Below are 14,128 nucleotides of genomic sequence, written 5' to 3'. Positions count from 1 at the left end.
ATATACTTTATTATGGAGCATTTCGTCAGCGGAATATGTCTCTAGGTACCTAATGAATCCGACGATAGTGAAAATCGAGCGAGAGTGATGCATCCGGCATTGGAGCGGCGACGCGTTTTTCTGCCATAGGGGCATATGTTGATGCGGTGGATGCCGCAATGGACGCTATGAGTGGGGCAACGTCTCGGCCGGCCTTTGGATCAATGGCTGACGGTCTAAAGAGCACGGATCGCGCCACGGGGCCGTCGTCGGAATCGATCCACCAAATCAGCTCGTATTGGGAGGCTGTGCGAGACACTACAAACCATTTTAAAGTGGGTTAAGAGCTGGCACGTCCGATGTCTACCGTCATCAAAATGCCCGGTGGCCACTTTAAATCTGAAAGAAACTCCTAGTCGAAGGAAGTCTCGCGCCAGGCTGTATCAGTCCCGACAAGATCGGTTGTTTCAGCCGCTCGGACAACTTGCGGCGCAAGTGCGTTCTTACGCCGACGGGAGCTATCAGTGAATAGAGGAGCGAGGCCCGCGAGAGTCCCCCGCTCGTGTCGATAAATGTCCCCTGTACGATCCAAAGTGGTCTCCTCGAGAGATCGGGAATTGGTACTTCACCGCGATTAAAAACCACAACAAGATCGTCGTGCAAGTTTCGCGAGAAGGAACCTGGAATGTCGGACGAATTTGAGATCACGGAACGGTCCAGGGTAAGCCTGTTCGGGAATCGGGCAAGTCATCGGAAGGACGATATCTACGCCGCGATCGACGCTTCGCTCTATGGAACGATCGCCTATTCGATCGGCGATCAACCCTACGCGACACCTACGATGATCTGGCGGCGAGGTGACTACATCTATTGGCATGGTTCCGCGGGAAGCCGGATGCTGAAGACCGTCGCCGCAGGCGCTAAGGTGAGCGTCACATTCGTCCACGTCGATGGTTTCGTGCTGTCGCGCTTGGCCTCGGCCCACGCGATGAACTACCGCTCCGTGATGGTGTTCGGAAATGCGGAACCGGTCGAAAGCCTCGATGAGCGCCGGAGCCAACTTGAGTTCTTTCTCTCGCGGCTGTTTCCGGGTCGTTGGGATGAGGTGAAGCAGCCGTCGCCGGAAGAGTTGAAGGGCATCATCATGGTCCGGATGCAGATCCAAGAGGGTTCGCTGAAGAGGCGGGCTGGTTTGCCGGGCGACGGCCGTCCAGTCTTCGGAGGCGAAAAGCTCTTCGAGCAAAGTTGTTGGGCCGGCACCCTTCCAATAGAATCTTGCGTCGGAATTGCGGAGGACGCCAATCGCTTGAAGGAGCCGGTGAGGCTTCCAGATTACATTTCGGATTTCGCGCAGCGGTTCGGAATGGGTACCAGGCAAGAGCAGCGGACGGCGAACGTGGAGGCCGAGGTCGTGGCCGTCCGCAACGTTGCGCGTAGCGTAAAGCTCCTGCGTCTGAAACCGAAGGCAGGGCTTTTCCCGACCGCGAGTGCCGGAGCCCATGTCAAGATTAGCGTGATTCTGGTCGATAGAACGAGGGATTTCCGCCAATACTCGATAGTCAAATCCGATCCCGGCGGCCGGTGGTACGAAATCGCAGTGCGTCGGGATCCGGCCGGGCGAGGCGGCTCGATGTATGTGCACGACGAGCTCGGGCTCGGACATTCTGTCAGCGTCATGCCAGCGGAAAACGACTTTCCGCTGGACAGCAACGCCACCCATTCCATCCTCATCGCGGGCGGAATAGGCATTACTCCGATTCTCGCGATGGCCAACGAACTCGAGACGTCGGCGCGATCCGCCGAACTCCACTATAGTGCGAGGGGGACCGAGGAAGCTGCCTTCGTCGACGCCCTTGGAAACCTACGGTCGGTGCGCACTACTTTCTACGACACCTCCGCAGGCGCCGATCGACGCATGGATCTCAAGAAGGTGCTCGGACTGTTCGAGAAAGGACGGCACGTCTACGTCTGCGGACCAGAGCGACTGATCGGCGATGTCATCGCTGCGGGCGAACTTCTCGGGTATCCGCCGGATCACGTGCATAGCGAGGCCTTCGCCGCGCCGACTCCGCAATCTTCGGACAAGCCGGTGGAGATCAAGTTTGCCAGGACGGGCAGATCGGCCACCGTGCACCCCGGCCAGTCCATTCTCGACGTTGCCCTCGCTGAAGGTTTCGCTGTGAATCACAGTTGCAAGCGCGGCGAATGCGGCCTCTGCGCCACGACGGTCCTACAGGGCATTCCCGATCATCGGGATCGCTTCCTGACGGCCGGCCACAAGGAGCAGGAGCACAAGATGTGCATTTGCGTTTCCTGGGCGAACTCGCCGTCTCTACTTTTGGACTTGTGATGGGCCGCGCTTTCTTCGGCGCGCATCATGCGGTGCCAGCGGGAGGGAAGACAAAGAATTGTTGTGCCGGGTCACCGGCGACGGCCCGATGGGAAATGCGTCGTGCTGGTCTGACCAAAAAACGCGGAACGCTCGTGTAGGGACCGACGCTCCCTGCGATCGCCAACCCGGCCGCCTTTGCCTAGTCATGAGCATTCTGCACAGGCTCAAAAATTTTTCTTGCAAGGGAGGGTCTTCCCGTGCATTCTCATCTCCGAACTTATGTTCGCCTATCGAACAATTCTGCTCCACCTGCTTTGAAGTACAAAGCTTTCTGACTTTAACTTTTAGCTTGGAAGTTACAGGGGAACTAGATGCAGGCGGCCCTCGACCATCTCGTGGTCAACGTACGGGACAAGATGGACGAGGCGGCGATGCGCTATCGAAAGCTCGGCTTCCACCTTCCTCCTGAGGGCCAGCATTCGCTTGGGTCGAATAACCACGTGATGGTGTTCGAAACCGAGTATCTCGAGCTGATGGGCCTGCCGCCTGAAGTTGCGGCGAGAGGCGGAGGGCCGGACATCACGCGCGACCCGGTCGGTCTCGCGGCCTGCGCGCTGACCACCGTTGACGCGGGGGCGACCCACCGGGGCCTCCAGGCGCTCGGCATTTCCGCGAAGGAGCCTGCTTCCTTCTCCCGGCCGGTGGGCCTCGGGGAGGTGACGCGCGAAGCGGCATTTACCATCACCCGCATCGACCCGGCCGAGACGCCGGCCGGCCGGGTCTTCTTCTGTCAGCATCACACCCGCGATCTCGTCTGGCGCCCGGAATGGCAGACGCATCCGAACGGCGCCCTCGGGATCGCGGAAGTTGACGCAGTCGTGCCTGAGCCTGCGGAGTCCGCAGTCTTCTACGAAACCCTTCTCGGTCGCGACGCGGTGCAACGAACGGCGGGTTCGGTCCACGTCACCCTCGGATCAGTGACGCTGCGGCTGATGACCAGGGCCGAGCTGTCGGCCTTGTACGGAGTGGGCTCGGCTCCGAACGATAGCAGGCCGGCCTACCTGGCCGCGGTGACGCTAAAGGTCGCCGACGTGGATAAGACGGCGACCTATCTCAACAGCAAGGCTATCGTCTACGCAGTCGCGGACAGGGCAGTGGTCGTGCCGGCCCACGAATGCATGAACATGATCGTGCGGTTCCGGAACGATCCAGAACCGAGGTCGCCTCACCCGTGAACTTCGCCCATCTCGTGGACAGCGTCTGGGCGGCTTAGCCGGCGCTGGTCGAGGTAGGCGAGCCAGCCTCCTCTCGCGCACCTTAGCCCTCCGGGACTTTGCGCGAGCGACCGCCGACGGCCTTGCCCACACCGGCGACGTGCTGCGACCGACGAGGGGTACTTCGATTTCGTCGGCCGGACCGACGACATGTTCACCCGCGGCGGTATTGGAACGACACTGTCTCGAAAATGGCCACCTTGGAATAGCATTTCATGGATCGCATCGATTGTAGGATTCTAGTGGCGTTGCAGGAAGACGCTGGGCTTCCATTGGCGGAGATCGCGGAGCGCGCGGGCCTTTCCCCGTCCCCATGCTGGCGACGAATGCAAAAGCTCGCTGACTCAGGCGTCATCCGAAAGCGGGTTGCACTCGTCGACCCGGAAACGTTGAACGTCGGCACTACGGTTTTTGTGAGCATTCGCACCAACTGCCATGATCCCAAGTGGTCTCGCGACTTTTGCGAAGGGGTCGCGCGGATTCCGGAAGTGATGGAATTCTACCGCTTGTCAGGGCAGGTCGATTATCTTCTCAAGATCGTCGTTCCAAATATCGCTGCCTATGACAAAATCTACCATAAGATAATCCAAATCGCGGCGATATATGACGTAAGCTCCAGCTTTTCGATGGAGACCATCAAATACACGACTGCTCTCCCGGTCGCTTACGCCGAACTGGACGGATCTTCCAATAAACTTGTCAAAAAGACCAGGCGCAAAACTTCGCGCCGGGCCTGATTTCAGAGGAGGGCATGTCGCGACATGATAAGGACATGCCCCGATCAAGACAATTCAACCAAGGCGATGTTCGACCAATTTTGCCCAATAGTTGATCCCTATCGGAATTATCTCATCATTGAAGTCGTAACGAGGATTATGGAGTCCAGGCCCGTCGCCCTGCCCGATAAATATAATGGCTCCCGGACGCGCTTCTAACATATAGGCGAAATCTTCGCCGGCCATGATGGGGTCCATGGCGCGATTGACCTCAATGCCGGGCATTGAAGCAGCTGCATCGGCAGCGAACTCCATGTATGCCGCATGATTGAATGTCACCGGATAGTCGCGGTTGTAACGTACCTCCGCCTCCATGCCGAACGCCGCGGCCGTACTGTGCACTAACTCGCACAAACGCTTTTCTGCCAGATCGCGCGTTTCGTTCGTGAGAGTGCGGACAGTGCCTATCAATTCGACGGATTGAGGGATGACATTGTGCGTGGTCCCGCCATTGATCGTGCAGATTGATACAACGGCGCTCGAAAGGGGGTCGACATTTCGAGACACGATCGATTGGGCGTTCATGACAATAGCACACGCCGTCACGACGGGATCGCCGCAGAAATGAGGACGTGCTGCATGGCCGCCTTTCCCGTTGACTTGGATCCTGAAATTGTCGACCGAGGCAAAAATAGAACCGGCCCGTATGCCAAATTTCCCGACTGGCATACTAGGAGTGTTGTGCATCCCGTACACCTCCTGGATGCCGAACCGCTCCATCATTCCATCCTGCACCATCTCTCGGCCGCCGCCACCGCCCTCTTCCGCAGGCTGAAAGATAACGACAACAGTCCCGTCAAAATTGCGCATCTCCGATAGGTATTTGGAAGCTCCAAGAAGCATCGCCGTATGCCCGTCATGCCCACAGGCATGCATCTTACCCTCGTGCGTAGAAGCGTAAGGCTTGCCAGTCTCCTCGACTATCGGCAATGCGTCCATATCAGCGCGGAGGCCGATGACCCTACCTGATCGGTTGGACTTGCCATGAATGACGCCTACGACGCCGGTCCTGCCCAATCCCGTGACAATCTCGTCAACGCCAAACTCCTTCAGTTTGCCTGCCACAAACTCTGCCGTTCGATGAACGTCGAAGAGAAGCTCAGGATGCTTATGAAGATCTTGCCTCCATTCGGTTACCGTCGAATGCATATCTGCAATTCGGTTGTTGAGGACCTGCATGGGGTTACTCCTTTTGCTTTCTATCGGGGCAGGGGGCACTCGCGCCAAACGTATCCACGGCTGGCCAATCGAATGCAGTTACACGCGGTGGGGAAACGTCTTCCACGAGAATGGTCTCCGCTGCGGGCGAATGCCAAAGTTTTGACGTTCCGGAGCCGAAAGTGACGACATTTGGATTGCCGTGCTCCTTCAGAGAACCCGGCTCCCCAGGCACCTCAGGATCGCAGTTTTCGGTCATAACGGCGTCCAAATCATCTGGCTTTGATCCTTCGAATCGTCGCGGGACGGGCTAGTGTTGAGCAAACGATTGTTCAACTTTCGTGCGTGCTCCGTCCAAGCTGGAGTGTCGTGCAATGTTGCACCACTCGAGTCGATCGCCGTGTTCTTAAGATGCCCCCAGACATCGCGACTAGCTTCGTATGCGCCGCAACCTCGGGCCAAAGTGTCACAAGAGCGAACGCGTCCGAGCGCCTAAGGACCTGGGGAACGATGCCAGCTGCGGCACCGAAGCTGTGGTTGCTGAGCTTGTCGACATAGCCGCCAATTAGCTCAAGGAACCGTTTGAGAACACTCGGCAAATGATGAAGCCGCCCGGCACTTGCCCAGCCGTACGAGCCCCCGTAGAAAGATTCGTTACCAAAACCAGCGCGAACGCGTCGCAACTCTTGTTCAATAGGGGTCAACGCGGCTTCCCAGATCACGGGGCCAAAGAATTCGCCGCCGCGATTGCTTTTATCAGCGGCATTGCGCTTCAAATAGTCGTTGCGCTGGTCGCAAGCGAACGGCGTGACCGAACCAATGGAGCCATCGCGGGAGGTTTCGACGTTGTATACGCCCCAATGCGAAGCCGTTTGCGTATGTCGAGACATGGGCGCGCGCTATTGCGTCTGCACGCGCGCAGCGGCTTGCCAGAACACAATACGCCTGTGAAGGTACCGGGTGGCAGCGGAAGCGATTGAGCCAATGAGCGCCAGCAGGACGATAGCGGCGAACATCGAGGAAACGTCAAGTTGATCGGAAAGCACCTTAATTAAATGACCAAGGCCATGAACTGAAGACACAAACTCGCCGACCACGCAGACGATCAAACTTACAACGACGGCTACCTGGAGCCCTGAGAAGATGTAGTTCAGCGCGCTTGGAAGACGAAGCTCCCACAGGGTCCGAAACCTGCCCGCAGCAAACACTCTGAAAAGATCGCTGAGGTCGCCATTTGTAGCGGCAAGCCCCGCCACCGTACTTATAAAAACCGGAAAGAAGCAGCTGAACGCGACCAATATGATTTTTGATCCCAGATCGATACCCAACCAGACAGCAAGCAGAGGTGCGATGGCGATCGTCGGCATCGATTGCGCGCCTAATATCACGGGATAGAAAAAACGGCTGACGGTCTTGGATTCGCCGACCAATATTCCTGCGACGAGGGCTACGAGCGATCCGATAATTAGTCCGGCACCAGCTCCATACAGCGTATAGAGAATATCGACATGCATGACACCGCCGATGACGCCTCGGTTCAAAACGCCCAGCACGGCCTCTGGAGGAGGCAAAATCGTTTGATCCCACTTCAATGTGTGAGACCCGAACCACCAGATGCTGAAGAGCATCAGTACGCTGATCGACGCCAGCACTATCCGCAAGCTCGCTGTCATTGGTCGGCTCTCGCAACGCTCAATCGACGACCCTCTGTCGGTTCCCAAAAAATTAGTCGCTGACGTAACCTGCGTATGGCGAGGCCTGCCGATGCACCTATGAACGCCAGCAAGACCATCGCAGCGACACCCGACGCCGTATCGAGGTGATTGGCAGAGTCTTGTATCAGAAAGCCGATACCCTGTGTCCCGACCAAAAATTCAACAACGACACAACCAATCAACGAGAATCCCACAGCGATTTGAAGGCCGGCGAAAATCTGCCCCGCCGCGGCAGGAAGGGCGAGATGCCAGAACTTAAACCATCTGCTTGCGTTAAAAGTTCTGAGCAAATCGACGAGCCGGCTATCAATCCCCTTAAAGCCGGTGAGCGCGCTGCTAAAAATTGGAAAAAAAACGATCAGCGCGACAAGAATGATTTCTGAGACTATGCCATACCCCGTCCAGATGAGGAGAAGGGGAGCCATTGCGACTTTCGGTATGGCTTGGAAACCGGAGAAAAGCGGGTAGGCAAGGGCATCCAATATTTGGCTCTCACTCAGGACCCCAGCAATAGCTAAAGCAACGATTGTAGCTATCAGGTAGCCGCATACGGCGGTAACGAGGGTCCAGTAGAGACTGGTAAGAAGGTCGCCTCTAACAAGTCCCGCGTAGAAGCGCGTTGCTACCAGCCAGGGCGACGGAAGCACATGCGACGGCAGGCTGGAGGAGACCACGACGATCTGCCAGCCGACGAGCAAGACAACTACCGTCGCAAATGGTGCGGCAGCGCCGAAAATGCGCTTAGGTAGGCTCAAGATACCTGCCCCTCAGACATGTGTGTGAAAAGGCTCCGAAGATACCTCGCCTTTTCGCCGAATTCCGCAGTGCTTAACATATCTATCGATCGAGGCCTTTCCGCGTCGACATCGACAACGTGGATAACCTTGCCAGGCCTATGGCTAAACACGACGATGCGATCCGAGAGGAACAGAGCCTCGGGAATGGAGTGCGTAATGAACAAGACGGCCTTGTGGCTTTCCATCCATATCCGCTGCAACTCCACCATCATGTTCTCTCGCGTCATGGCGTCGAGTGCAGCAAAAGGTTCGTCCATGAGCAGCAGTGACGGATCATGAATGATGCCGCGCGCAACAGCGGCCCGTTGTTGCATTCCACCCGACAGTTCGTGCGGGTAGGCTGAAGCGAATCGTTCCAAACCGACAAGCTTTATAAGGTTGTCGGCACGCGCTTGATACGAGCGCAAATCGCGTCCCATGGCTCGCAGTGGCATCATGATATTGCCGCGCACGGTCTGCCACGGCAACAAAGTCGCCTGTTGGAAGACCATGCCGACATCGGGGCGCGGCGTACGAACAACAGCACCGTCGAGTTCAATAACGCCAGAGCTTGGAGCGATGAGTCCTGATACAAGGCGCAGCAATGTCGATTTGCCGCAGCCTGAGGGTCCGAGTACTGAAACGAACTCACGCGGCTTTACGTCCATGGATAGCCCGTTGAGAACTTTAAGATCGCCTCTATTTGTCGAATAGGTGAGATGTACATCGCGGATGGACAATCCGCTTCTTTGCAAGCCCTGAGCGTTCATTGCGCTGCTTTTGCGCGCGCTGCGATCTCTGCGCGGTTCCAGTTGTTAATTCCAGTGAGGAACTCTCGAGTATAGACCTGCTCGACAGGGAGAGACTTTGAAGAAACTTGGCCGCCTTCGTACATCAGATCTGCGAGATCGCGCCAAATGGCAGGGTCGTAATCTCCCCACCGGTCCTCTTTCGCGCCGGCGATGAAGGTATGATATCCTGCGAGGAATAGGGACACGTTGCGAGCAATGGTCTCAGCTTCCTTGTCCGCAGGTGGCCTCGCAGCGGGATTGTAGTCCCAATAGGATCGCATGCAGCTTTCCGGATTTTCTCGGCATGCGAAATATGACTTTGCCCAGGCGCGGCCAAAACCCTCCACGAGTTTAGGATTCGCCTTCATTGTATCTGCATTAGCGACGATGGCATTAGAAAACAGACGCTTGAATTTGTCTGGCATAGGAAGGCGGCGTATCGCCGTCCCGGACGCGGCCATCTGATTGTTCGTACCCGTGTAGAGATTGAGCGCATCGACATCGCCAACGCGCAATCTACGCCAAGCGGTAGGACCGATTCCGACAGGCACCACCTGAACGTCTTTCATCCACTCGACGCCGGCGTCTTTTAAAAATACACGCGACATGGGAAGGTTTCCCCACGTCAGCGCGCCGACGCCGAGTTTTTTTCCTTTCAGATCCGAGAGCGTCTTTATCGGGCTATCTTCGAGAACGGTGAATTCAAACACCTGCTCGCGCATGTAGTTGAAAAAAGCCTTGACGGGGTAAGGCTCGCCCTTGTCCAAGGCGACTAGCATCAGGTCTGGATTTGTTATAGCGAATTCCACGGCCTTGCTCGCTACCTGAGGGTAGATCGCCGCAGAACCCTGCAGGGCAATGAATTGCGGGTCCAAACCTTCTTCAGCAAAAAAGCCGAGTTTTTTGCCAAAAATTGGGGAAGGGTCATGTGCTTGCCACTCCGCAGGCGTGGCAACGCGGACTTTTGCGAATTGGGCAAATGTCGCTGTGCTCGCGCACAGCAGACTTACGAGACCACATAAAATCGTCAGCGCTTTACGCACTCTGTCCCCCCCGAACACCGGTTCACAAGCATGTCGCATATCATATGAGGTGGCGGGAGAAATCGCTTGCCTCACTTCGCCACATAAAGAGGTTTTTTTGGAATTTGGGGCCGTCAGAACCTAGAAAAGCGGCATTCAATGCTAAAGATCCTCCGAAGAAGGCGCGCGGTAAACCGTAGAGAGTTTTGGGTTAAACGCCCACAATAGTTCAGGTAAGCCAAGGAGTGTTGCGGATCCGAGTGCATGCGTTTGGCTTGTGAAATGTCAGGTCGCGATGTTCGATGTAATCGAAATTGACCGTGCCGAACGTCGTCAGGGGCTTCTTCAAGGCCGAGCAAGTCTGAACCTCGATGAACTCGTTCTTGAAATCACCGCGAGGAAAGTCGGTAATGACTTGGGCCCGTTGCTCTGGTGTATAGTCATCATATCCAATTCCGACGACGTCCACCAGGACACCCGCATTAGTGAGAGCGATCTCGGGCCGCATATATTGGGGGATACCGGGCGTCGTATGCAGGGCGATCGCTTCCCACACCAGATCTGCCTTCGGTTCGGGGATGCCATGGCTTTTGAGAAATGCGCGCGCGGCATCGGCGCCGTCGACCTCAAACCGCTTGGTCTCGGTATGATAGGCGTCAGCAAGACCCAAGTCATGAAACAGCGCGGCAACGTAAAGCAGTTCAGAGTCGAATTTTAGATTCTGGCGGATGCCCTTCATCGCCCCGAACAGGAAGACGCGAACCGAGTGGTTGAACAGCATCTCGGATTCGTGCTGCCGCACCAGTTCGGCGGCTTCACGCGCGACCTGGCTGTCAGGAATTCTAACGGCGGAAATCATGGGGTCTCCTTATCTAATTGCGACTTGGTCGGCCGGGCGGCGGGTCAGGCGGCCTTCTCGATCACGGCTTGCGGCGTGTTGCGGAAGCTGATCGCCATGCGGTTGTAGATATTCATCAGGCCGATCGCGATCGTGAGATCGACAAGCTCGCGCTCCTTGAAGACCGCGCGTGCAGCCTGGTACGCTTCATCCGGTACGCCGGTCTCGGCGACACGCGTCACCGTTTCTGCCCATGCAAGAGCGGCGCGCTCGCGCTCGTCAAAGAGGTTGCCGCCTTCGGCCCATGCCTGTACCAGCGCCAGCTTTTCGATCTTCTGCCCTTTCTTGAGCAGGTCGCGCGTGTGCATGTCGAGGCAATAGGCGCAGTTATTGATCTGCGAGATTCGCAGATAGACCAGATCGACCAGCACAGCGGGAAGGCTGCTCTGCGTGACGTAGCCGTAGACGCCGCCCAGCGCCTTCACGCCTGCCGGTGCGATCTGGTTGTAGTCGAGACGCTTACTCATTTTCTTTCCCTTGATGGTCGGATTATTTGACTGAAGTGGTTAGTTCCTTGTCGTCAGTATCGACGACGAACACCGCGAGCAGGCTTGCAGGGTTGGTCTTACTCGCATTGCGGCTGACGGAATGGCGATCGCCCGGAGCTTCGTGGAAGCTTTCGCCGGCACGAAAGACCTTCTTGGGTCCGTCGTTCACCTGCGACTCGATTTCTCCCGACAGGACATAGGCGAAGATGAAAGCCGACTTGGCGTGGGTGTGCGCAGGCGATGCTCCGCCCGGCGCATAGTCGACGACCACGGCTATCAGCGACTTGCCGGGAATGTTGGGTATCGTCTGTCCGAACTGCAGCGTGACTTTTGCGCCGGCGTCCTGGGCTGCGGAAGGCGTTGCAGTGGCGATGGCGATAGCAGCACAGGCTGCGCCGATGATGGACCGCATTCTCATGGTGGTGTTCTCCGTTGCCCCTACAAATGCTCCTCTCCTGGTTTATAAAAAAGTACCAAGAAGTGGAAAAAATCGTGTACCAAGCAGGCTATGACCAAGCCACTGAACTTGCAGCTCGATCGGTCCGCAAAAGCGTCACTAACCGAGCAGATCCGCAAAGGCATCACGGCCGCCATCGAAAGCGGCGTGCTCGCGCCGGGAGCGCGTCTGCCGTCCTGGCTGGACCTCGCCGCCCAGCTTGGCGTCGCCCGAGGGACCGTTCGCTCGGCGTACGAAAAACTGTCTGCTGCTCAACTCATCGTCGCCTCGCGTGCGACCGGTACCCATGTCGCGGATCGGCTTTCCATCATCGTTCGACGGGAAGAAACGCCCAATCCCGGCTCGTTCATGGAGATGTATCAAGAGCTCACCGCGGGGCCGGCGATTTTCCAGATGGGCGTGCCCGCGCAGGAAGCCATCCCCGCCAAACTCTTCGCCAGAATTCGCTCGTCCGCCGTTCGCGCAGAATTGAGTGCGCCGGCGATCTATCCGGACCCGCGCGGCGAGCTGGAACTGCGGCGTGAAATAGCCGCCTATCTTGCGATCGCCCGTGGCATCGAATGTTCGCCCTCCCAAATCATCATCACCGGCGGCTTCAGCAGTGGCCTCGGACTGGCGCTTCGTGTGCGTGGCCTTGAAGGGCGAAAAGCCTGGGTCGAGAATCCCGGCTTCCCGTTCACGCGGCGCGGCCTGGAGCTCGCAGGATTATCGCTCGCGCCGATACCGGTTGATGCGGACGGTATGGATGTCGATTACGGCCTGAACCATGCACCGGATGCCGCGCTGGTTGTCGTAACGCCGGGGCAGCAGGCGCCGCTCGGGTTCACCTTGTCGCTTGCACGGCGTTTGCGCCTGCTCGACTGGGCCGCCCAGCAAGGGGCGTGGGTGGTCGAGGATGATTATCTGAGTGAGCTTCAGCTCAAGGGCCGGGCCACGCCTGCGCTTGCCTCGCTCGATCGCGCCGGGCGTGTCATTCACATCGGATCCTTCAGCAAGACGCTGACCCCTGCCTTGCGCCTCGGCTTTCTCGTTGCTCCCTTGCCGCTGGCGAACCGGTTCGCCGAAGTCGCAGCGTGTCTCGCGCCGGCGCCTGGGCCGGCGGTGCAACTCGCGACCGCGGCGTTCATGCGCGACGGCCACTATATGCGGCATCTCCGGCGCACCAAGCGCGTCTATGCAACGCAAGGCGACGCGCTGCTGAAATGCCTTCGCCCGCGCGCCAAGGACGTTGTGATTGCCGGATTGGGCGTGCTGCTGCGATTGCCGGACGGAGCTCCGGACCTCTCGATCGCCAGGGAGACGCTGCCGTTCGGATTGGCGCCCACGCCGCTGTCACTCTGGTATGCGTCGACGGCCTCAGCGCGATCCGGTCTGTTGCTGGGCATCGCCATGTCTCCGCCAAAGAGAATAGATGCGTCCTGTGATCGCCTCATTCGGGTCATTGACCGCGTCAGGTGACAAACGCTGATGCACCAGTTCGCGGTCAAATACGAGTTCGCCGAAACTAAATGCTACGGCCAGGGTACACAACCTCCCGGGTCGCGAGATCGATGATCAAGCGCTGATCTACACGGTTCAGAAAAGCTGACAAGCCTCAATGATTTCAGTGGCCCGACCGAACTGAAAATTTGGTTCTCCTGCAATTCTACTCAACGAGCCGCAAGCGTTGTGTATCATGCGAACCGCTCGCGTGATGGCGGCGACTAGAACGCAAGTATTCCGGGCGAGGGGGGCGACCCTGATGCTGTTCGCGAGCAAGTCACCGATTTGACGAGCTATTACTTCGATATTCCACTGCAGGGCAAAGATATGCGGCTCTGTCGCGCCCTCGTGTACCCAAAGTAAAGAAGAAATGTTGCCGGGTATCGGCTAGAGCGTCAGTCTTGCATACTGGCTTGTCAGGATCGTCGCGGCACGTGCGGGGAGCACCGTATCACCCGCAAACCCAGGGCAAGATCGAGCGCTGGCACCAGACTTTGAAGAATCGCATTCTGCTCGAAAACTACTATCTACCCGGAGATCTCGAACGCCAGATCAGAGATCTTTGTCGAGCACTACAATCACGTTCGCTCTCACGAGAGCATCGAAAACGTCACACCGGCCGATGTCTACTTTGGCAGAGCGGAGAATATCCTTGCAGAACGCAGACGCATCAAACTTGCCACCATTGCAAACCGTCGCTTGCAGCATCGACTGCAGGCCGCTTAAACTCTAACCTTGATTAGCCAGAGCCTCTCTTCTCGAAATGCCTGATCAGTCTCGAATTGCCTGACGACGAACAATCTTTGCTTCCGGCCACGGCTCGTGGCTGCGGGCAGACACGGGGCTTTGTCCAGCGACATGCATCGTCCGTTCCGCTACCCAGAGAATCATCGGGATAAAATGCGCTTTGACAGGTTGGAGCCTTCGTTGCACAGTGGACCGGTCCAAATAAACGCAGGCGCCACGGGAACTGCATGGCA

Annotated in this window: 13 protein-coding genes and 1 pseudogene; 5 read left to right on the top strand and 9 right to left on the bottom strand. The window is 57.4% G+C overall.

Features of this window, described 5'->3' with window-relative positions; translation table 11 throughout:
• The first annotated feature begins 664 nt into the window (after positions 1-664).
• From V1283_RS28440 to V1283_RS28430, 3 genes are all read left to right on the top strand, one after another.
• A complete protein-coding gene (locus V1283_RS28440) occupies positions 665-2,329 on the top strand; it encodes a pyridoxamine 5'-phosphate oxidase family protein (protein WP_334389907.1) in 1,665 nt (554 codons plus the stop codon).
• A gap of 353 nt (positions 2,330-2,682) precedes the next feature.
• Positions 2,683-3,546 carry a VOC family protein gene (locus V1283_RS28435; RefSeq protein WP_334389906.1) on the top strand — a complete coding sequence of 288 codons (864 nt, stop codon included), beginning with the start codon at positions 2,683-2,685 and terminating at the stop codon, positions 3,544-3,546.
• A gap of 254 nt (positions 3,547-3,800) precedes the next feature.
• The gene (locus V1283_RS28430; protein WP_334389905.1) at positions 3,801-4,322 is read left to right on the top strand and encodes an Lrp/AsnC family transcriptional regulator; all 522 of its coding nucleotides are present in this window, start codon (positions 3,801-3,803) and stop codon (positions 4,320-4,322) included.
• 54 nt (positions 4,323-4,376) lie between these two features.
• Here the strand turns inward: V1283_RS28430 and V1283_RS28425 are convergent, their stop codons facing one another.
• The 9 genes from V1283_RS28425 to V1283_RS28385 form a co-directional block, all read right to left on the bottom strand.
• Entirely contained in the window at positions 4,377-5,540 is a 1,164-nt protein-coding gene (locus V1283_RS28425) for a M20 aminoacylase family protein (RefSeq protein ID WP_334389904.1), read from the bottom strand.
• A 311-nt stretch (positions 5,541-5,851) separates the two neighbouring features.
• Positions 5,852-6,409, bottom strand: a complete 558-nt coding sequence (locus tag V1283_RS28420) for a molybdopterin-dependent oxidoreductase (protein WP_334389902.1) — start codon at positions 6,407-6,409, stop codon at positions 5,852-5,854.
• Positions 6,410-6,418: 9 nt separating this feature from the next.
• Positions 6,419-7,192, bottom strand: coding sequence for an ABC transporter permease (locus V1283_RS28415; RefSeq protein WP_334389901.1), 774 nt, complete (start codon positions 7,190-7,192; stop codon positions 6,419-6,421).
• A complete protein-coding gene (locus V1283_RS28410) occupies positions 7,189-7,989 on the bottom strand; it encodes an ABC transporter permease (RefSeq protein ID WP_334389900.1) in 801 nt (266 codons plus the stop codon). Before V1283_RS28410 ends, V1283_RS28415 begins: the two co-directional genes overlap by 4 nt.
• On the bottom strand, positions 7,986-8,780 hold the full coding sequence (locus V1283_RS28405) for an ABC transporter ATP-binding protein (protein WP_334389899.1): 795 nt from the start codon (positions 8,778-8,780) through the stop codon (positions 7,986-7,988). Before V1283_RS28405 ends, V1283_RS28410 begins: the two co-directional genes overlap by 4 nt.
• Complete coding sequence (locus tag V1283_RS28400; protein WP_334389898.1) at positions 8,777-9,844, bottom strand: ABC transporter substrate-binding protein; 1,068 nt, start codon at positions 9,842-9,844, stop codon at positions 8,777-8,779. Before V1283_RS28400 ends, V1283_RS28405 begins: the two co-directional genes overlap by 4 nt.
• A 208-nt stretch (positions 9,845-10,052) precedes the next feature.
• Positions 10,053-10,682, bottom strand: a complete 630-nt coding sequence (locus tag V1283_RS28395) for an HD domain-containing protein (protein WP_334389896.1) — start codon at positions 10,680-10,682, stop codon at positions 10,053-10,055.
• Positions 10,683-10,726: 44 nt separating this feature from the next.
• On the bottom strand, positions 10,727-11,188 hold the full coding sequence (locus tag V1283_RS28390) for a carboxymuconolactone decarboxylase family protein (protein ID WP_334389895.1): 462 nt from the start codon (positions 11,186-11,188) through the stop codon (positions 10,727-10,729).
• A gap of 22 nt (positions 11,189-11,210) precedes the next feature.
• Positions 11,211-11,627, bottom strand: coding sequence for a cupin domain-containing protein (locus V1283_RS28385; RefSeq protein ID WP_334389894.1), 417 nt, complete (start codon positions 11,625-11,627; stop codon positions 11,211-11,213).
• Positions 11,628-11,717: 90 nt separating this feature from the next.
• Here V1283_RS28385 and pdxR point away from each other — a divergent pair, with 90 nt between their 5' ends.
• Positions 11,718-13,124 (top strand): MocR-like pyridoxine biosynthesis transcription factor PdxR, encoded by a 1,407-nt coding sequence (gene pdxR / locus V1283_RS28380; RefSeq protein WP_334389891.1) that lies wholly within the window; start codon positions 11,718-11,720, stop codon positions 13,122-13,124.
• A gap of 455 nt (positions 13,125-13,579) precedes the next feature.
• Positions 13,580-13,874, top strand: a pseudogene (locus V1283_RS28375) (integrase core domain-containing protein); the annotation flags it as partial.
• Positions 13,875-14,128: the final 254 nt, after the last annotated feature.

It is taken from the genome of Bradyrhizobium sp. AZCC 2262 (assembly GCF_036924535.1).
Lineage (GTDB): Bacteria > Pseudomonadota > Alphaproteobacteria > Rhizobiales > Xanthobacteraceae > Bradyrhizobium.
Note: the sequence above shows the minus strand (reverse complement) of the source record. Positions and strands in the feature narration are given on the sequence as shown.